The organism is Tropicimonas omnivorans (assembly GCF_031846565.1).
Lineage (GTDB): Bacteria > Pseudomonadota > Alphaproteobacteria > Rhodobacterales > Rhodobacteraceae > Tropicimonas_B > Tropicimonas_B omnivorans.
This window is the reverse complement of record NZ_JAVRHL010000003.1, coordinates 294,159-313,785: the sequence shown is the minus strand read 5'-3', so window position 1 is coordinate 313,785 and position 19,627 is coordinate 294,159. Positions and strand designations below refer to the sequence as shown.

15 protein-coding genes and 1 tRNA gene are annotated in these 19,627 nt (G+C 58.3%); 6 read left to right on the top strand and 10 right to left on the bottom strand.

Annotation, left to right across the window (positions count from 1 at the left end):
• Positions 1-973: 973 nt before the first annotated feature.
• Both RM543_RS12035 and RM543_RS12030 read left to right on the top strand, forming a co-directional pair.
• A complete protein-coding gene (locus RM543_RS12035) occupies positions 974-2,329 on the top strand; it encodes an AAA family ATPase (protein ID WP_311691947.1) in 1,356 nt (451 codons plus the stop codon).
• The gene (locus tag RM543_RS12030) at positions 2,329-3,183 is read left to right on the top strand and encodes an HNH endonuclease (protein WP_311691945.1); all 855 of its coding nucleotides are present in this window, start codon (positions 2,329-2,331) and stop codon (positions 3,181-3,183) included. Before RM543_RS12035 ends, RM543_RS12030 begins: the two co-directional genes overlap by 1 nt.
• Positions 3,184-3,216: 33 nt before the next feature.
• Here the strand turns inward: RM543_RS12030 and RM543_RS12025 are convergent, their stop codons facing one another.
• Genes RM543_RS12025 through RM543_RS12005 form a run of 5 tightly spaced genes read right to left on the bottom strand, consistent with a single transcriptional unit; the run spans position 3,217 to position 12,061 of the window.
• Positions 3,217-5,292 (bottom strand): AIPR family protein, encoded by a 2,076-nt coding sequence (locus tag RM543_RS12025; RefSeq protein ID WP_311691944.1) that lies wholly within the window; start codon positions 5,290-5,292, stop codon positions 3,217-3,219.
• A 2-nt stretch (positions 5,293-5,294) separates the two neighbouring features.
• Positions 5,295-6,326: a PD-(D/E)XK motif protein gene (locus RM543_RS12020; RefSeq protein ID WP_311691942.1), complete on the bottom strand. Its 1,032-nt coding sequence runs from the start codon at positions 6,324-6,326 to the stop codon at positions 5,295-5,297.
• Positions 6,277-8,985 (bottom strand): Z1 domain-containing protein, encoded by a 2,709-nt coding sequence (locus tag RM543_RS12015; RefSeq protein ID WP_311691940.1) that lies wholly within the window; start codon positions 8,983-8,985, stop codon positions 6,277-6,279. The genes RM543_RS12020 and RM543_RS12015 overlap by 50 nt, the downstream gene beginning before the upstream one ends.
• Complete coding sequence (locus tag RM543_RS12010; protein WP_311691938.1) at positions 8,982-10,439, bottom strand: ATP-binding protein; 1,458 nt, start codon at positions 10,437-10,439, stop codon at positions 8,982-8,984. Before RM543_RS12010 ends, RM543_RS12015 begins: the two co-directional genes overlap by 4 nt.
• A 26-nt stretch (positions 10,440-10,465) precedes the next feature.
• A complete protein-coding gene (locus RM543_RS12005; RefSeq protein ID WP_311691936.1) occupies positions 10,466-12,061 on the bottom strand; it encodes a DNA cytosine methyltransferase in 1,596 nt (531 codons plus the stop codon).
• Positions 12,062-12,117: 56 nt separating this feature from the next.
• Here RM543_RS12005 and RM543_RS12000 point away from each other — a divergent pair, with 56 nt between their 5' ends.
• A complete protein-coding gene (locus RM543_RS12000) occupies positions 12,118-12,573 on the top strand; it encodes a very short patch repair endonuclease (RefSeq protein ID WP_311691933.1) in 456 nt (151 codons plus the stop codon).
• Between the two features lie 186 nt (positions 12,574-12,759).
• Here the strand turns inward: RM543_RS12000 and RM543_RS11995 are convergent, their stop codons facing one another.
• Positions 12,760-13,215 (bottom strand): hypothetical protein, encoded by a 456-nt coding sequence (locus tag RM543_RS11995; protein ID WP_311691931.1) that lies wholly within the window; start codon positions 13,213-13,215, stop codon positions 12,760-12,762.
• A 106-nt stretch (positions 13,216-13,321) separates the two neighbouring features.
• Complete coding sequence (locus RM543_RS11990) at positions 13,322-13,774, bottom strand: hypothetical protein (RefSeq protein ID WP_311691928.1); 453 nt, start codon at positions 13,772-13,774, stop codon at positions 13,322-13,324.
• A gap of 708 nt (positions 13,775-14,482) precedes the next feature.
• On the opposite strand from RM543_RS11990, the gene RM543_RS18965 reads away from it, so the two are divergent.
• Positions 14,483-16,162 (top strand): recombinase family protein, encoded by a 1,680-nt coding sequence (locus RM543_RS18965; protein WP_432280468.1) that lies wholly within the window; start codon positions 14,483-14,485, stop codon positions 16,160-16,162.
• Here the strand turns inward: RM543_RS18965 and RM543_RS11985 are convergent.
• Positions 16,125-16,200: transfer RNA gene (locus RM543_RS11985), tRNA-Thr, on the bottom strand. The two genes, RM543_RS18965 and RM543_RS11985, sit on opposite strands and share 38 nt — an antisense overlap.
• Positions 16,201-16,247: 47 nt before the next feature.
• Entirely contained in the window at positions 16,248-17,903 is a 1,656-nt protein-coding gene (locus RM543_RS11980) for an ABC transporter permease (protein ID WP_311691925.1), read from the bottom strand.
• Positions 17,904-18,008: 105 nt separating this feature from the next.
• On the opposite strand from RM543_RS11980, the gene RM543_RS11975 reads away from it, so the two are divergent.
• Positions 18,009-18,887, top strand: coding sequence for a hypothetical protein (locus tag RM543_RS11975; protein ID WP_311691922.1), 879 nt, complete (start codon positions 18,009-18,011; stop codon positions 18,885-18,887).
• A 73-nt stretch (positions 18,888-18,960) separates the two neighbouring features.
• Here RM543_RS11975 and RM543_RS11970 read toward each other — a convergent pair whose 3' ends face one another.
• Complete coding sequence (locus tag RM543_RS11970) at positions 18,961-19,242, bottom strand: DUF2312 domain-containing protein (protein WP_311691919.1); 282 nt, start codon at positions 19,240-19,242, stop codon at positions 18,961-18,963.
• 142 nt (positions 19,243-19,384) lie between these two features.
• Here RM543_RS11970 and RM543_RS11965 point away from each other — a divergent pair, with 142 nt between their 5' ends.
• On the top strand, positions 19,385-19,618 hold the full coding sequence (locus RM543_RS11965) for a hypothetical protein (protein WP_311691917.1): 234 nt from the start codon (positions 19,385-19,387) through the stop codon (positions 19,616-19,618).
• Positions 19,619-19,627: the final 9 nt, after the last annotated feature.

Sequence of the window (19,627 nt, the reverse complement as noted above, 5' to 3'; positions counted from 1 at the left end):
CGAGGTGTCCCGGTCAGATCATCCGGACGAACGCTCGCTTTTCGACCCATCTGTCGTTCGCTCCGACCCGCAGCGAACGACGGTTTGACGCGCTACCTGTCGATCATACCGAGCGTGCAACTTAGGCCTGCTCTCCGCCCTCAGGTAAGCACAACTTCGCACGTATCGTTGAAGGTGAGCATATGCAGCGAACGGCAGACAGCTCCGAGTGGGGCGAAGTCGACCCGCTCAGTTCAGTCTTAGTGTTAATGTGTCCCACGCTCAGCTTTCGTGGGACACTTTCCCGAAGAAAGCGTTTTATAACAATGCTCTTTTTTAGAGATGGTGCGCCCAACGAGAGAAAGTTCGAACCGCATTTTCGAGGAACTTCTCAAGATCCGGAACCAGATTCAGTCGCTCGAAGTCGCTCAAAACGCCGATGCGACCTCCCATAAAGCGACCTTTTTTGGCAAGGAAAAGCCCGACCGCAGAAACCCGTAGATGCTCAAGTCTACTCGAACCTTGCTGTGGAAACAGCCTCCATACAAATGTTCAGGAGGCTAACAGCATCGCCTTCTGACGACCCCATGGAGGATAACCGACGTCGACAAAGCCCCGCCATAGGGCTCCCGCGATAGCTTTCGAGGTTGATTGTCGGCCTGCGCTTGGAAAGCGATGCGCCTCCTTCGCCCCAAGCGCTCACGTTCTGTAGCTACTGTGAGTGAACCTGAAGGCCGGAAGGTTTCAGGCCATATGCCTCCTTGCGATCTTCGCTGTCGTGTTATTAGTTGTAGGAAAGTGACGTCGGTGGAGGGGCATAGTCCTGTATTACGTCCTGAAAACAATCGCGGACCCACCGTCTCCAGGGGATTTTCTTCTCTTAGAGGATAATTGGGACGACTGGTTCACCTATGAAACTAAATACCATCTTCATTACTGCGATGCGGACGGCAACCTTGTCGAAGTAGGTCCCATAAAAATCGGCCAGTTTGGCATGGAAAAAGGTCAGCGTAGACCGAAAATACCTGCAAAGTTTGAGAACTTGGGCGACGACTTTTTTTCAGTCGGTCAACGAAAGGCTTACTATCGTGCGCTTCAGGAGTTCAATGTAGCGGATCGAGCACTAAAAGACCTTCGAGATATCGCGTATGATAATGATCTCTTCCGCAAGGCGCGTCATGAAGACGTTTTTGAAACCTCCCTCCTGCGCAGTGTAAAAGAGACAACTGTTCTGGGCGAATATGCTCGAATTATTAGTGGAGCTGCTCCATTAACCGCATATGACTTCCGATACAGGGGGCCCGCACAGCTTTCAGCAGAACATGAGCCAGTGGAGTTGTCGTTTAAGGTCACTCCGGAATCTGATCCGCCATCGAACATACATGTGCTCATTGGTCGGAATGGGATAGGCAAGTCCTTCATGCTGAATGCTATGGTCCGTGCACTGGTCATTGATGGCGCAGACGAGGATAATGACGGAAAATTTTTCGTTGAAGAGAACTTAGTGGAAGAAGACGGGTTCTCATCGATTATATCCGTCAGCTTCAGTGCCTTCGATAAATTCGAGCCACTTTCCGAGCGACTGGTTCCGAAGAGTGGCATTGGCTATGCATACGTTGGCTTAAAGAAGAAGAAACGCAGTCAATCCGACGACCCTGGATTGAAAGACATCTCCTCCCTTTCCCGGGAGTTCAGCATCAGCGCCAGAAACTGCTTAGATGAGGGCAAACTTACCCGATGGCAGCGCGCCTTGGACATGCTTGAGTCGGACCCAATCTTCAAAATCGCAAAGATATCGGAGCTAGCTGAAATAAACGAAATTGATGAATTCAAGAAAGTCGCGTCTTCCCGATTTCGAAATCTGAGCTCCGGACACAAAATAGTTCTCTTGACCGTCACACGATTGGTTGAACTTGTAGCTGAGAGAAGTCTGGTTCTGCTTGATGAGCCGGAGGCACATTTGCACCCACCCCTGCTCTCAGCTTTTGTTCGCGCCCTTTCCGACTTGCTAAACAACAGGAACGGCGTCGCGATAGTTGCAACGCATTCACCTGTTGTGTTGCAGGAGGTTCCAGCGGACTGCACCTGGCTACTTGAACGGCATCACACTCTCATGACAGCAGAAAGACCATCCGCTGAGACCTTTGCTGAGAATGTAGGAATTCTTACGCATCGGATATTCGGCCTGGAAGTTGAGGAGGCTGGTTTCTACAATCTTATTCGCGATGCAGTTCTTTCACTGGGAGACTATGATGAGATCATTGAAAAGTATGGTGGAAGTATTGGTTCTGAAGGTCGTGGCCTAATTCGGAGTTTAATTGCCGTTCAAAAAAGAAGATCCCAGAAGTAATGTGGCCACTACAGTCACCCGGCCACACCGCTGCCCAAGCTTTTGATGCTGCACGGTCGCGATTGCGCAACATAGATAACATTCGTGATCGGCTTGGCGCTGCTCGCACCGACATTCTGGAAACTGCTGATGATTATCGCGAGAAGGGAGTGCAGCAACTACTCTACGAGATTGGTGCGCATGATGAAGCCCCGGGCGAGATAACCAAGCCTGAGATGATTAGACTATATGAAAGCGGGCTACGTAGAGTTAATGCTGGGCGGCACATCTATGACGCAATAATGGCGCTGGCGCCAAACGGTCTCTGCCCGTACTGCGGACATCGCCGGGTAAGGCAATTGGATCACTTTCTCCCCAAATCTAAGTATCCCACGTTCTCCGTGACCCCCCAGAACTTGGTCCCGTCTTGTTCGGATTGCAATACAGACAAGCTATCAGGAGATGCTGACAAAATCGAGGATCTACCGCTTCACCCGTATTTCGAGAATGTGGATGATGTAGCGTGGCTGAAGGCCGACATACTTGAAGGCCCCTCCGCGGTATTCTTGTATTCCGTTGATGAAGAATCCGGCATTGACGCAATAAGCTTAATCCGTCTGAAATATCAAATTGAGAACCTTGGCCTCGACGCCCTTTACTCTATAGAAGCCAATGATTTGCTCAGCTCAATCCGTTTAACCTTGCGTCGGCTCTATGCCGCCGGAGGCGCAGATACTGTGCGACGCCACCTCGAAGGTGAATATGATTCGTCACTATTCGACAGGCGAAATTCATGGCGCACAGCATTTTTCAAAGCTTCGTGCGAAAATGAGTGGTTTCTTGACGGCGGCTTCGAAGATGACGAATTAGATTAGCACCATAAACCTACGAGGTAGCAACCACTGGAATTACTCTGCATCAGTCGAACGGTATCCTTGATTCCGCGCGCGTTCCATTACTGACATCGCCTTCATCGATTGGGCTTCAGAGAGGGGACGTAGCCGGAGACGAGTGGCCGCCTCGAGTATGCCGTCTTCAGAGTGCGTGAGCCGCATCCCTGAGCTTCGGACCCAGTTCCTAAGGCAGACCCACTCGGCCGATCCAATCTCGGCGACGGCGGCTTGGGCTTGGATGCCGCTCACCACGCGTTGATCGCGACGACCCTCTGCCGTTCGGTGGCGACGTTCGGCGGTGCCGATAAGCATGTCCGAGAGATCACTGCGGAACTCCAGTTCGGTCTTCATCGCCGCCTCGACGCATGCCTTCTTCTTTGCCCATTCCGTCGGGTTGCTTCCGCCGGTTGGCGGGGAAAGAAGGTGCGCATGCATGGCTTCGCCGTATTGGTCGAGGACATCTATCAGCGGTTCAGGCAAGCTCTGACTGTTCCAGATCAAGTAGAGGTCAAGAGCTTGCCCTTGCTCGGCGACATCGTGGACCAGCTTGGCGATCGCATAGCAGACCGTGTTCGCGCGTAAGCCGCCTGTATACCACGAACCAGTCGCGTCCGAGGCAATGCGTTCCGTCTTTCGGAAGACTATCAGCTTCGAGATAGCGTCTCTAAACCACTCCTCGGAAAATGTCTCATCTCGTTTTTCCCATTCTTTGCCAATGGTGTGGGCAAAATGAGCGAAGTTTTTCTGTGCTCCGAGACTTACCAAATCAGGGCGCTGGCGCCATGTCATCTCCGCCTTGGCGAGGTCGGTCTTGGTGAAGAGTTGCGCCCGTGGATGCTCAAGGTCGAATTTTCGCCGCTGTGCCGAAGTCAGGCGGGAGCGCCGATCCGCGAACTGGCCGCGAGCGCGCTCATAGAACCACCGGCTCTGTGTGAAATTCCCCTCCTTCGCCGGCGCGTAGAGCCTGCGCGAAATTTCCTCCATCCGAACGTGGAAGGGATGGTTCGAGAAGAAGTCAGCGGCCGCGATCCTGTTCTGGCTGTTCGCATACCGAGAAATATCCGGGACGATTTTTTCGGCCTTCGTCGCATCGACGATCGAGAGCTTCATTTGGACGAAAGTTTTCGATAGGTCCGTCCCGCTTCGCAGCGCGGCGTGAATGGAAGCACTGGTCTGCCCTCCGTTCACGATCTGGAGGTTCGTCAGACGCGTCATCATGTGGATGCCGTCCCGCTCCTCGATCTCGACCGCCTCGGCCGTGGCGGTGATCCCGTTGTTGTAGGCAAAGAACATCGACGGGTCTTCTTCGATGGTCTTCCGGATTCCCTTGTTCACATTACCCCTTGCCTGGAGAAAAACCCGCACGTTCTGCTCCAAGAGGCGTGCCTCCCATCGGTCGTAGATCGACGCGAGGACCGGTCCCGGGAGAGCAGCAAGATATGCTTCGTAAGGTGAATCCAGCATGTGGGCGGGAAGAACGGGTATCGCCCCTCCATGCTGATCAAGATCGACGATGATATCCTCCCGACCCATCGCGGAACTCTCGATCCGCTCGAGACGGGTGACATCCCACACGCTGTAGCTGACCGGACGTTCCATGAACTCGGTCATATCGCGTCCATCGACACGGCTGCTGAGCTTGCGATCGGTGAGCAGAAGCAGGCGGATCTTCTTCACCGATGACCATCGCGCGGCGATCATGTCGGCCAATTCGAAACCTGGCGCCGTTTCCTCGAGCCTGTTTCGCCAATCCTCGTCAAGCGCCGACTTCAGAAACCGCAAGGGGCGTTTGAACTGGCTGTTCAACTCGGTGCCGGTCAGTGTCGGCGCGTCAGGATCGTCAGCGTGGTCAATGACGAGAAGTGTCAGCTGCTTGGATCTCCGTGGATCACCGCCCCAGCCGTCCACTCTAATACCGGATTGCTGTGTTCCCCGATGGTGAAAATACTCCAAGGCGTCGATCTCCCCGGAACCGGTAATCGTGTCTGTGACGCGGGCAAAGAACGCTTCTTCCATCGAGGTGCCATTCGCTTCGGAAAGCAGCCGGACGTCTTCCCGGAGCATGTCTGCATACTGATCGTCTTCGCCCATGGTCAGTCCTTGCCTGCAAGCCGGTCATTGAAGTCGCGTTCGCTCATGTGAAATGCACTAAGGTCAGCGAGAGGGAGGTCATACGCCACCTCGACCGGGCCATCGGGGAAGGCGCCAGGAACTATTCTGGGGAAGCCGTCTCGGACATGATAGGCGTCGAATGCCCTGTGCAGCACGAGCACTTCGTATTCGTGGGTGTCGTCGTGGCCGGCATCTTCGAGCGCCGCTTCAAACGCATTTGAGGCTTGCGGTGCGTTTGAAGTAATCGCGGAGCGGACCTGCATAACGATCTCGTGGAGGTCGAGGGTGCCGACATCCTCTTTGCTTGAAGATGCAAAGGTATGAACGAGAAGGATCACCCGGTGGCCGGACACATCGTCAAGTTGATGTTCAGATGTGATCCGGACTTTGTTTCGGGAAGCTGCGCCACGCGCCTTGCATTCGATGCACAGATCGGAGAGCTCAAAATCCTTCGGCGCACGCTGGGAGCCCCGCCACCCCATGACTGCCGTGTCGAGTCCCCTCGAGGGCGCGATGATATTCAAGAGCGTCCATAGCTCGCCAATCAGCCCCAACTGCACCTCTCGACTCAGTGTCGGCTTCCGGCCCCCTTTCAGGAGATCGTGCCATTTCCAAGTTCGCCCAACGAAAGACTGGACGGCCGTCACTTCGTCGCCCGCAGCTGCAACCGTTTCGATGATGTCATCCGTGAAGCGCGTGAAGATGTCTGCGTTATCGGCATTTTCTAACGTGACTGACAGGATTCCCTTGTCGTCTTCACTTCTCACCCGCGCTTCGACGTCGAGACCAGCGATCTTGGGGAGGGTCACCCCAGAGGTAGAGGCACGATTATGCACAAGAAACAGAATGCGTCGCCCGAGATGGTCGAGCGCGCGAAAGATCTCCCAAGGCCTGCTTTCCGCGACCAGTCGCCCACTCAAGCGCGGGCCGGACGGCGATGGCATGATATTCGACCAAGGGTCGTCACTCTTCCCGGTCAAGAGCCTCTCCCACTTCCTCGTCGATCTCGCCACGGTTCTGCTGCCACCAGATCGTGTTCACCTGATAACTCACCGTCTTTCCCTTTTTCTCTGATGTCGGGAACCCGATGGTCCACGCGGTGACTGGAGGCTCTTTAGTCAATTTTCTCGTCTCCCGATCCAGAAGCGCAATAACATGCACCGCCAATATCGGACGGCACCGCTTCGCCAAGTATGCGCTGTCCGCAATGTTCTTCGTGCCTTCAGCTGCGGCTTCCGTTCGCACCTCCGCAAGGGCATCATCGGTCATGCCGAACCGGACGACCCCGCGCGATGAGAACCGGCGGCTGGTTGCGATTACCTTGCCATCCTCGCGTGCGGCTGGCGTCCGGGTCTGGATGCTCATGCGGAATCCGAAGCCATCAAAAGTTGCAGCATCGGTCTTTTCACTACCGACAAACGCGACGTCCCATTCATCGAGGTTCTCGTCCTCGCGCTCCTCGATGTATCGGATCACCGGTTCAGTCTGCGTCCGCTCTGCATCTTGGTGGTTTCGAAAGTCTTGGAGAAACTCCTTGACGATATCGGAAGAGACGGCGGAGAAGAGCTTGCTTTCGCCGTCCATCTTGAAGGACTTGTCTGAAAGCCGGTCGTGGAGCCGGATCGCCGCTTGCCGGTTTTCCTCGGCTTCATCGCCCGGACCGTTGTCGTGAATGACCGTTGTTTCGATGCGGCTGCGCGACAGGCTGACATCGACGATCACTTCCTGCCCGCTTCCAGCCTTGTTGCGTGCCGTCACCTCGAGGGCCGACGGATGGCGCTGAACCCGTAGGCCGAAATCGCGCGGGCTCGCTCCGGACGCGGCCATGTAGCGCAAATCCTGCCTCAGTTCCTCGGATGCCTCGGCAATATGGGCATACCAGAGACGGGCTTCGTCCTTGATCCATACCCGGCAGAGATCTTCATAACCCGGGCGATAACCGAACCAGCGGGCCATCTGAAGAAGTGTATCGTAAGCCTTTGAATTTCTTAGGAAGTAGCTGATTGTCAGCCCCTCGAGTGTCAGTCCTCGAGACAGGGAATATCCGCCGACCGCGATCGCCGTGACCTGGTCATTTTCGGGGTCCTTGATTTCCGGATACTCGAGCTTCTCACCCGACTTGCTGTTCACCTCGTAGACAGCGGCTCGTCCGGCCACCTGATTGAGGAGCGGCAATACCTCCTCCCAATCTACTTCAGTGTCGACATACTCGTCGTCGAAGACCTGTCTCATCTCGGCCACTTCTTCGTTGGCTTCAGCCTCGTCAGGGGGAAGCGCACAGTGCAGGTTCAGCGCCGGGCGAATGATCTCGTTGATGCGGTGCCTGATGAGGTTCGCCACATCGGTCTGGACCGAAGTGAGGTGCGAGACGTTAACCAGCATGGAATGATGCTTGTCTCGTTGCCCGCGGAGATGACGGATCGCTCCGGAGACGATAAATGTCCGAATTGCCGTCATCAGGGATTCCGGAAGATCGCGGACCTGCTGGCCCTTCGGCATCTTCAACGGCAAGTGGGGCTCGTTGTCCTCGATGTCGCGCGTGGGACGCTCGGCTTCCTCATCGGGTTCGCCCAGAAAGACCTTCTCCGCGCCGTAATAGTTTCCGGGTCGATCCAGCGCGATCAGAAAGTGTTCCGGGAAGAGGTCACGCCCTGCCTCCTCGTGCTGGAGATCTGGGTCGATGAAGATGTTGGCGAAGGGCGTGGCCGTAAATGCGACGTAGGAGCTCTTGCTGAAGAGATTCAGCAGTGCGCGAATTTGACCGTTGATCCGAGAAACGGCCTCCGGCCCCTTTGCCACGTTGATCGAGGCATTGTCGGCCTCGTCGTCGATCAGGATCATCGGCTGATCGATCGTCCCGCCGCCACGAGTGAGGTTGAAGGCTTTCAGCCATGTGAGGAAGTTCTTTAGGACGCTCGCGTTCTTCTTGATGACGAAGACGATCGGCTCCTTCTCCATGTTCACGAGCGGAATTCGCTGATCTGCCTGCCCCTTTCGGAAATCGGCCCGACGGGTGGTCATGGCGCTCGGTTCACGTGATGGATCGATTAGACCAACGCCCACTCGGCCGTCGTCCCGCACGTTTTCCAAGCGCGAGACGTCACTGTTCCGTCCGATCAACCCTTCGTCGATACGTGTCTGGGTCTGGCTCCGCAGATTCTCATGGATGCCGGCGATGATAATGATGACCTTGTAGCCGACATCGGCCGCCTTGCTTACGAGCGCGGTGTAGTTGCCCGTTTTGCCCGCTTGGACATCTCCCATCACCATGCCGCGGCGATCGAACGGAGCGTCCGCTTGCGGATCACCGCAAAGTTCAATGATCCGGTTGGTTTTCTCGTTCATCGCCTCCAACACGGGCCCCGGAAAACCGGAATTGGCGAGCTGAATTCGATACCGCCCCCAGTAGAACCAGTCGGTTTTCTCTCGACGCCTCTTATCGAACCAAGGCGTGAAACCGGGCGCAACAAGTGCGGCTCCGGTCTCGATCAGGACGCCGTGGCGGATGCGCATTTCGTCGTAGAGTTCGTCGAGTTGTTCGCGTGTCACCTCCGCGCGCGCAAGTGGTGCGTATTTCTCAATTTCGGTCCTCAGCTCTTCCTCGGTCCTATGTGTCTCGATCATGAAGTCACGGATCAGGCCGCGGATGTTGTCCAACGTGAGGATGTTCATGGTGCCGCCTTTTCCTGAACCAAGAGCTCGCTTATTACCTGCTCGTTTCCGGCGTAGGGTGGAACCACCTTCATCATCGCCGCGATGTCCCTGTCTTCGTGTCCCATCTCTCTGAGTTGATCGATCAATTTTCGACCATTTGCTCGAAGCTCCGTCTCATCGAGGCATTCTTGCCTGATGTCGGTGAAGTTCTCAGCCATGTCGTGATAAAGCGCCTCGACCGGCAAGCCCGCCGCAATCAGACGCAATACCTCGCCGAAAGCGTTCTCTTGCTCTTCGGTCAGTGTGGCTACAAATGCCGCCACCGAGGGGTGATCTTCGTTCAATGCGTAGCTGATGCGGTTGTCGGCCTTCGTTCTTTGCCAGAGCGGAAGGGGGTTCTCGTCCGTTAGTTTCGCACCACGCTTGCGATAGACGCGCTTCGACTTTCCGCCGAGACCCTCGATCAGCCTCCTGAGATAATCTCGTAGGGCGGGCGGTGGTGATGCGGAAGCCTTGAGCACGTCGATCTTCCACGCCGCATCGCTCTCGTTGCCGATGTCGATCCGCACACGGGCGAGCTGCGTCAATCTGTGCTGGGGCGCCATCCGAAACCAAGTTGCATACCGGATGAGACGCTTGTTCCGATAGAGATAGAAGCCTTGCGACTTCATGTGGCCTTCCCGGAGGCCCATCTTCTTCCATTCCGCCTCGGAAGCCACCTTGTTGCGGTGCGGCAGGATGAAGGGCTGGATCGTGACTGTGCCACCACCCACCACGCGGCGGTCTTCCGCTTGCCTGATCGTCGCGTCATGCCATTCCGCGAACGGATCGACCGCTTCCAGTTTCCGTCCATTGACTTCGAAGGAGACCACTTTCCGCCCCTTCTCCGATTTCATGAAGCGGTGAAACACCAGCTCGAGATGCCTCGACGCCTCGTCCATGATCCTCAGGAAATTCTGGCTGCCCAGCTCCAAGCCGACCCTGTCGAGCTTTTCCCATAGGACGAGCGTGCCGTCGTGCTTCAGCAGGTCGGCGAACCGAATGCCGTCTGCCGACTGGCGCGCTTCGACAACCCACGCGTTCCGAGCGACCACGACGTCCAAATCCCAGATTGCCACGGAAACGGCATCGTCCCGGCGGGTCACCACCGTCAATCGTCGACATTGCGAGAAGGACGCCGTCTTCATCCCGAGGCCGAACCTGCCCAGATCGTTGGCGCTTCGCGCTTCCGTCGGCGAGCGCGACCCAGGGCGCATCGCTTCGAGCAGTTCCGCCCGTGACATCCCGACGCCGTTGTCGATGATGCCGATGGCAGCATCATCGGGGTCTGATCGAACACTGATCGAGATTTCCGTTGCGCAAGCTGTCAGCGAGTTGTCCACGATGTCGGCCAATGCGCTCGACATCGTGTAGCCGATGTCACGGAGGCTTTCGATCAGCGCCCCGGCGTTCGGCCGAACTTCGTGATACAAGCTTTTTCCGTCGCATAGCCGATCAGTCATGCCGTTATCGCGGCCTTCTCCCCGTTATCGACGATCGGGGTTGCGACGTCGAATAGCCGGGATAATACTGGATGCAATGCAGCGGCAATTTTCGATGCCAGAAACGGGGGAACGGCATTCCCGACTTGGATATATTGCTGGGTGCGGTTGCCCCTGAAAAAATAATTGTCCGGGAAGGTCTGCAATCTCGCTGCCTCGCGCACCGTCATGCTGCGACACTGAGTGGGGTCGGGGTGGATGAAGTAGTGTCCATCCTTTGATAGGTGGCAAGTCACGGTAGACGACGGGAGATCCCAAGGCTGGACCCGGAAGCGATCGTTGAACTTGCCGGACTTCCAATTGTCGTGCTTCGGGGCGAGCTTATCCGGAAAATCCGCCGCCTTGGGGGAACAGCCGGTCGCGGCCGCCCAGCAGGAGGCGAAGAGATACCGCTCGAGATCGCCGACCATGTGTCCGCGGGTTTCGTGTAACGATAGCCGGGTCAACCGATCGTCCTCCAGCCAATCGCGGAGGTCGTCGGGGCAGCTGTCCGGCAACCTCGTGCCGCCGACCGCATCCTTGCGTTTCTCGACGGTGATCTTGCGGGTCCTATCAACGGTGCGAAGAGCCTCCCCGAATTTCAGTGCTGCTTTGCCGTCAAGGTCATGCGGCAACACCGCGATCCTGGCGGCACCGAGCGCGACTGTCCGCCTCCAATCTTCAACATCGTCGACATGCCCACCGCGTGAACTTATCCCACTTCGGAGCACGGGCATCGCCGAAAGAACATCGCGAACCGTGTTGCGATCTGCGACTGCATCGAGCCGAGGCGGCTTGAACTCATCCATCGCCGGAAGCAAGTCGCGCCTCAGGCCCACGATGATCACGCGATGGCGCGCTTGAGGGACGCCATGGTCCTCCGCCGCGACGACGAAGTCCTTTGGCTGTGCGTGCTCATGAAGGTCTGTGCTGCCGGTCAACGGAAACAATTCATACTCCACAGAACCGCCACCGGTTCTCAGATCCTCGGTGACCAAATCGAAGACCTTGCGCTTCTCGATGCTTGAAGAAAGCATACCCTTGACGTTTTCCATGACGAAGGCGGCCGGACGCAACTTCTTCAGGACGTTGATGTATTCCTGATAGAGGAGATGGCGGTTCTCGTCGTGCGCAACGTATCCGAGGTCACTTGGCTTCCGGCCCCTGCCGGCAAGCGAGTAGGCTTGGCAGGGCGGGCCGCCTATCAGGACGATGCGATCGCCGCGCCGTCGCCGAATTTCGGCAATGCGTTCATCCAAGATGGATGCGGTTTCCGGCTCGCCCAATGTCAAGTTCAGAGCTTCCCGCTCAGCGTGAGCCCATTCGCGCGGGTAAAGTGCCGACCAATCCGGCTCGGGGCCGCCGCGATTTATGAAGTCGATGTATTCGGGCGGTAAGTGAGATCCAAAGCGTCGCAAAAAAGCCCGCAATCTGAGCGTTCCATGCGCCACGGGGTCCTTCTCCACGGAGACATCAATCTCGAACGCATCTTTAGCGCCCGGACAGGCACAGAATCCCTCGCCAAGGCCGCCGGGGCCCGAGAACAGATCAACAATTCCGAAAGCTTCTTTCATTTTCCGCACTCTGGACCATTTTATTGAAGGAGCAAAGGTGCCACTGGGGCAATTTTATGGCTGATACAGTCTCACCCGAGGTCAGATCCAGGATGATGGCCGCGAACAGGCGGAAGGACACCGGTCCGGAGCTGCTGGTTCGCCGCCACCTTCACGCACAGGGCCTGAGATTTCGCCTTGATGTCCGAAAGCTCCCCGGCAGCCCGGACCTCGTTCTCACTCGCCATAGGGCGGCCATTTTCGTGCACGGTTGCTACTGGCATCGGCATCAAGGATGCCGTTTTGCCACGACGCCGAAGTCGAACCAAGCCTTCTGGGTAAGCAAGTTCGCATCGAACGTCGAACGAGACGAGAGAGCGATAGCCGCGCTTCAGCACATGGGCTGGCGAGTTGGAGTGGTGTGGGAGTGCGCTCTCAAGAGCAGTTTTCGCGAGCATAGCCTATCTGCGCTGGTAGCTTGGGTCCAAGGGGGGCCCGATCGAATAGAAATCCCTGCCCGCGCGCCATGTTGATCACCAAGCTACTTGAGGCTGCAAAAGCGTAGATCCACCTGACGGGTCATTATACCTGATGTGGCGCGTCGGCATCCGAGCAGCAGAGGAAGTTCGCCGACGCGCCCACTGCCGGTGATCCGGCCGACAGGTCGGGCTCGAGAGCCCTCAAGTTCGCGGCGCCCCAGATGGTGGGGCGCCGCTGTATTATTCGGATATCATGCCCTGTGTAATCGACGTTGCCCGCGCCACGTCCAGCGCCATCGCAATGGAGCTCCGGAGCTTGATGAGGGCCGCCAATGCGGGCGCGAGATTTTTGGCCCGGGCATCGAACTCAATGCGTTCGTAACCCCCACGGACATGATATTCGTCGGGTTCCCACCCTACATATGTGCCTCCATCGATTTCGCGCTGAAGCAACGACATGAACGCGTCGATGTCCCTCAGCATCGCCTCATCGAAGAATTCGCCGTGATCGAGCGTTCGAACAAGCCAATCCGCGAACGAACGTCGCGCAGGCGGCATGGCCGGAATAACCGCCCCGGCAAGCATGCCTCGCACATCCCTCGCTTTCCTGAGCGCATCGGCGATTATCTCGGTCAGGTCTCGCCCCTCTCCCCGTGCGATGGAAGCTCGGCATGTGCCAGTATTGAAAGAATTCATTGCTTTATCCTCGACGCCAGCCCCGCAGCACTTGCTGCGTGTTGAAAGTGCTGTTGTCGTCAAGAGCTGCCGGTCGGAGAGATCGGCAGCTTGGGAGTTTAATCGTTCAGAACTCAGGCGGTTGGCGATGATGCGGCGAAGCCAGCGGGAGCGCGTCGCGCAGTCCGTCGGTCAGCAAGCAAATCTCCTCCACAACCGGGTCGCACGGATCGATAGCAGCAAAGTAAAAGCACTCCTCGCTGCCAAGTTCATGAACTCGCTCGAGCGAAAGAAGCTCGATAAGCGCAATCACACGGGTTCGCGTTCTTCGAGACACTGGGCGAGCAGACGACAGCTCCTCGAGGATCTCGAGCACCAAGCCGGTGCCACGTTTACCGCCGAGTAGCCCGGCGGCATGAAGAAGGCCCTCCCGGTGACTTACGACGAAATCCCGAAGCGAAGCGACCGGGTCGGAACTTGTAAAGAGCGATGGGGATTGGATTTGGTCGAACATGTAGTCCTCCAGTTCGAAAGTCCGGCTCTTGGCCGGGTCAAGATCGCCCTTCGTCCATATTTTCATGGTGTTGTCGGTCGCTGGTTGGTTCGGCTCTCACTCAGAGGAGTCGAACCAAACAGCGACCGACATGCACCGCCTCTGGTCCGACCAGTCCTGTCTCGACGAAAATCCCACTCCGAGAATGACGCGATACCTTCTTCATGCCGTCGCAGCGCTTTCTGAAGCAGAAAGAAAAAGTAATTTCGTCCGTCACGAAAGCGGCCAATATACTGATTATGAAGGTTTTTCTTGCAAGATACACTTGACATAGAGGGGGGAGGACATATTCTTTGCACTGCAACGGAGCCACGCTCTTAGCGTAGCAAATCTTGACGCGGGCCGTCCGCATCTCGGGGAATCCCGGCAAAACTGGCACATATGCCGTAGTCAAAAGGTCTTGCTATACAATCGATAACATCGATAACCGCGCCCTCCGATTTCCCCGCGCAGTGGGGCTTGTCTGTCTAATTCTCCTGATCAGCTTGACGCAGTCGTTCGGACTGCATCCGAGCAACGATGCTCGACTGAAAATTGGCACACTGCCATTCGATCACAGAGCATGGATGGACATCAAAGACGAAACGCTGCCAGGCTTTGCACTGCCCCATACATCGGAAGCAGATCGCGTAGGCTGCGAGGGCATCACGCCCGAAAATATGCTGAGATATGCTGAACTTATCAGCGATTCGAGCTTAACCACTGAACAAAAGCTCGAAACGGTCAGCTCGCTCTATGAGCTGCTATCATGCATATGGGGCCCGGAGACCTCAGGGAAGCCTTGGAGCTTGTAATGACGAAAACTTCTGGGCCCCGGCAGTATTGATGCAGGGGCCCAGAAAAATAGAATGCACTGCCGATGTGAAATGGGGATGTATTATGAATAATGCTGCGGTTATCTACGCTCGGGTCTCCAGTATCAAACAGGTCAGGGAGGGAAATGGCCTCAGTTCGCAGATTGCCATTTGCAATGAACATTGCAAGAAACAAGGCTTCGAGGCCGTGGAAATCTTTCAAGATGACACCACCGGAGGCAGTGGCGACCGGAAGGGGCTGAACAGCCTGAAGCAGTGGCTTGCGCGTAACAAGGCGAAGAACGTCGTTGTGGTGTTCGATGCGCTATCCAGGCTCGCGCGTGACGTCAGAATCTACCACGAAATCAAAGATGCTGCGATTAAGGCTGGGGCGCGCTTTTCCTGTCCGACATTCCGTTTCGAAGACTCACCTGAAGGCGAGCTTTCGGAAAATATCCAGATTTCTGTCGATCAATTTCAACGACAACAGAATGCGAAACAAACCAAGAGCCGGACAAAGGGGCGGTTGATCAACGGCTATTGGTGCATGAAGGCGCCGTTTGGCTATAGGTCGGACGGAAAAGGGAAGGTCATGGTGCCGCATGAAACTTTCGCTCCCATCGCAAAAGCGGCACTCGAGGGATATGCGTCTGGGCATTTCCAGACTCACGGTGAAGTAAGAACATTCATCGAAAAACATCCGGATTTCAGAGCGCAGCGGAAGAATCCCCGGGTCGGGAACAACTTCGTCAAGGACTTGCTCTCCCGCAGCATATACGCTGGATACTATGACTATGCTCCGTGGGGTGTTCCAGTAACCAAAGGAAAGCACCAGCCCCTCATATCGATGCAAACCCACAAGAAGATCCAAGACCGCTTGGACCAGCGGGTGACGGCGCCCTTCCGAAAAGACATCGCAAAGGATTTCCCGTTGCGAGGCTTCATTGTCTGCGCCGATTGCGGATCACCGCTCACCAGCTATTGGGCTGCGAACCGTAAGAAGGTGCGGTATCCCTACTACGAGTGCCACAAGAAAGGCTGTCCAAGCCATCGTAAAGCCATCCCGCGAGAGAAGCTCGAGCGCGAGTTCGAAAACTACCTTCGCCGGCTCGAACCGAGTGCCGACATCGTGGTGGCCGCACGCGCGATGTTGAAGGACATGTGGGATGGACGCCGGGCTCATCTCGCTACGCGACGCAAGAGCATCAAGGGGGATGCAAAAAAGATCGAGATGGAGATCGAAGGATTCCTCGACAGGATTGTTGAGACAACAAATCCGAGCATCGTCTCAGCCTACGAAAAGAGGGTCACGCACCTTCAGGGCCAGCTGGCGATCCTCGAGGAAGAAGAGGCAAATCTCGACAAAAAGCAGCCCGCGTTCGAAGACATGTTCGAACACACGGTCGAGATCCTCTCAACCCCCTGTAAAATATGGCAAAAAACGGATCTTCGATGGAAGCGACTTGTGCTGAAGTCTGTGTTCGCCGAACGACTGCCATACAGCCGCATCAAAGGTCTTCGAACCGGCAAAACCACCTTTGCATTCAATGCGTTATCTTCCCCGAAGGGCGATAATGGATTTTTGGTGCCCCCAGAGAGACTCGAACTCCCGACCCTCTGATTACAAATCAGATGCTCTACCAGCTGAGCTATAGGGGCGCCTGAGGTCAGGAATAGCCACGAGGGCGGCTGTCTTGCAAGCAGGTTCAGCGATTGGCGCGCGCGAGGAGGATCACGGCGACGGCGCCGACGGCGCAGATCATGAGCGCGGGCGGCGCGGCGCCGGCAAGGTTCTCGAGGGAGGCCGTCTCGTGGGTGCGCGTGGCGAGGGTATCGAAGTTGAACGGGCGCAGGAGGAGCGTGGCCGGCAGTTCCTTGACGCAGTCGACGAAGACGAGGAGCAGCGCCGTACCGATCGAGCCGCGCATGAGCGGGACGAAGACATCCCTGAGCGTGCCGCCGGAACTCCGCCCGAGGCTCCGCGCGGCCATCGGCAGCGACGGGGACACCTGCCCCATCGCCGCGTCCGCCGCCCCTTGCGCAATGGCGAAGAACCGTACGGCATAGGCATAGATGAGGGCGGCCGCCGTGCCCGTCAGCAACAGCCCCGGATCGACGCCCGTCGCCGCGAGAATCGCATCGGCCAGCGCGTTGTCGAACGCGGCGAGCGGGATCAGCACACCGACCCCGAGGACCGCCCCCGGCGCGGCATAGCCGATCAGGGTCACCGGCAGGAGCAGCCGCGGCAGGCCCCGGCCGGTCAGGCGCACGCCGTAGACCATGAGAAGCGCCGCGAGGATCGTGACGATCGCCGCGATCCCCCCCACCGTCAGCGTGTTGACGAGGGCGGACACAAGGGCCGGCTCGCTCCAGTCCGCCTTCGCCCCCATCGCGTGCCAGCCGATGACCGAGACCGGCAGGACGAAACCGAGGGCGACCGGAAAGGCGCAGGCAGCCGAGGCGATCCAGCCCGCGACGCCGCCAAGCCGAACGGGCATCACGGGGCGCGTCTGCCGCGACAGCCGGAACCGCTTGGCACGCTTGCGTCCGGCCCGCTCGATGAGTGCAAGGCCGAGGACGACGCCCAGGATGACGAGCGAGAGCTGGGCCGCTCCTCCGCGGTTGTTCTGTTCCAGCCAGACGGAGAAGATGCCGCGGGTCAGCGTTTGAACGGCGAAGAAATCCACGGTGCCGAAATCGTTGACCGTCTCCATCATCGCGATCGCGACGCCGACGGCGATGGCCGGGCGGGCCAGCGGCAGCCCGACGCGGAAGAAGCGGGAGAGCTGCCCGGCCCCGAGCGCCCGCGCGACATCGAACGCATCGGACGACTGCTCCCGGAACGCCGCCCGCGCGAGAAGGTAGACATACGGGTAGAGCGCGGCTGACAGGACCACGATGGCCCCGCCGAGGGAGCGGATCTGCGGAAAGGCATAGTCCCGCGCGCTCTCCCAGCCGAAGGCCGCCCGCAAGGCGCCCTGCACCGGGCCGGCATATTCCAGGAAATCGACCAGCGCGTAGGCGCCGACATAGGCCGGCACGGCGAGCGGCAGGAACAAGGCCCATTGCAGCCAGCGCCTCCCCGGAAAGTCGTGCATCGTCACGAGCCAGGCGGCCCCCGTGCCCGCGGCGGCGCAGATGAGCCCCACCCCGGCCATCAGCCAGAACGTCGTTGAGAGGTAGCGCGGCAGCGTGGTGGCCATCAGGTGCGGCCAGATGTTCTCCGACGGGAAGAGCGCGATAGTCACGACCGCGACGAGGGGAAGGAGCACCAGCGCCGCGATCACGACGGCGAGGATGGACCAGACGTCAACGCCGCGGCGCATCGGCCGCGCGTCGGTTTCCGCATGCGCACTTGTCATGGTAACCTCGCTAGGACAAAGCGGTTTACCTGTCCAGCCGGCCGCCTATTATGCGCCGACCCGAACGGGGGCGACGTCGCTCACGGGACCAGAAAACGGAACGCCATGCGGATCGTCTATCACATCGGGCTTCACTGCACCGACGAGGACCGCGCGCTGCGGTGCCTTCTGAAGAACAGCGAGATGCTGCGCGCGCATGGCACCGTCGTCGCCGTACCGGGCCGATTCCGGCCGGTGCTGCGCGAAGCGATGGTGACCTTGCGTGGCCAGCCCGCCGGGGCGGATACGCAGGAAAGCGTCCTCGATGCGGTCACGGATGTGGATTCGCCCGAGCGCATCGTCTTCTCCTCGGACAGCTTTCTCTGCGTGCCGGCCCGCGCTGTCGGCGCCGAACGGCTTTATCCGCAGACCGGCGAGCGGGCGCCCTGGATCCGCAATCTCTTTCCGGACGACCCGGCGGAATTCGCCCTCTCGGTCCGCAACCCCGCGACGCTCCTGCCCGCGCTGCACGAGCGCATGGGCGACGACCATGATTTCGCGGAGTACATCTCCCGCATCGCCCCGGAGAAACTATCCTGGGCCGAAATGGTGGAGCGGCTCGTCGCCGCGGTGCCCGATTGCCCGGTCACGGTATGGGCCAACGAGGACACTCCGCTGATCTGGCACGATGTCCTGCGCGCCCTCGCCGGCCATCCGGAGGACATGACCCTGGAGGGGGAAACCGATTTCTTGGGCACCATCATGAAGCCCGAGGGCGTCACCCGGATGGATTCCTACCTCGCAAGCCATCCGCCGAAGACGCCGGACCACCGCCGCCGCATCACCGCCGCGTTCCTCGACAAGTTCGCCCGCCCCGGTGCCGTGGAGGAGGAGTTCGAGTTGCCGGGATGGACGCAGGAGCTGGTCGGCCGTCTGACGGAGACCTACGAGGCGGACCTTGCCCGCATCGCCGGCATGGACGGCGTACGCGTCATCGCGCCCTGAGCCACCCGATAAAAATCCCGACGTCACGGGGGCGCCGGGATCAAGGTCTGTGCGCGGCTCGCCCGGACAGGGTTCAGCCCATGCCGAGCGCTTCCTTGTACATCTCGAGGACGGCTTCCTCTTCCGCTATATCGTCCGGCTCACGCTTGCGCAGCGCGATCACCTTGCGCATCACCTTTGTGTCGTAGCCGCGGGACTTGGCCTCGGCCATGACCTCTTTCTGCTGCTCGGCAATGTCCTTCTTGTCCTGCTCGAGACGCTCCCAGCGCTCGATGAACTGGCGCAACTCGTCGGCGGTGACCCGATAGGTCATGTCGCCGGAGCTTTCGATCACAGTGTCGTCCGCCTCGCCCATATGCATTCCGTCCTTCGTTGCCTGCCTCTTTCAATCGCCCCCTCTAGCGCCACGGCCCGACGTCCCGCAAGGCCTGCGGCGGCGATCGGCGCCTTGCCGCGGCTTGCCCGCCGGAGCGGGACAGGCTAGCGGAGATTGGCACTTGCAGTGGGAGCGCATCATGGAGTGGCTGATCTGGACGGGAGCCGTGATCTCCGTCATCGGGCTTGTCGGCATCGTCGTCTGCGCCGTTCAGGTTGCGCGTGCGAGGGCCCGTGAGAAAGATGAAGCCGCGCTCCGCGCCAGACTGCAACGCGCCGTCGCGATCAACATGGCGGCCCTTCTTCTGTCGATGCTCGGCCTCGGCATGGTCGTCGTCGGCGCCATCTTAAGCTGATCCCCGCAG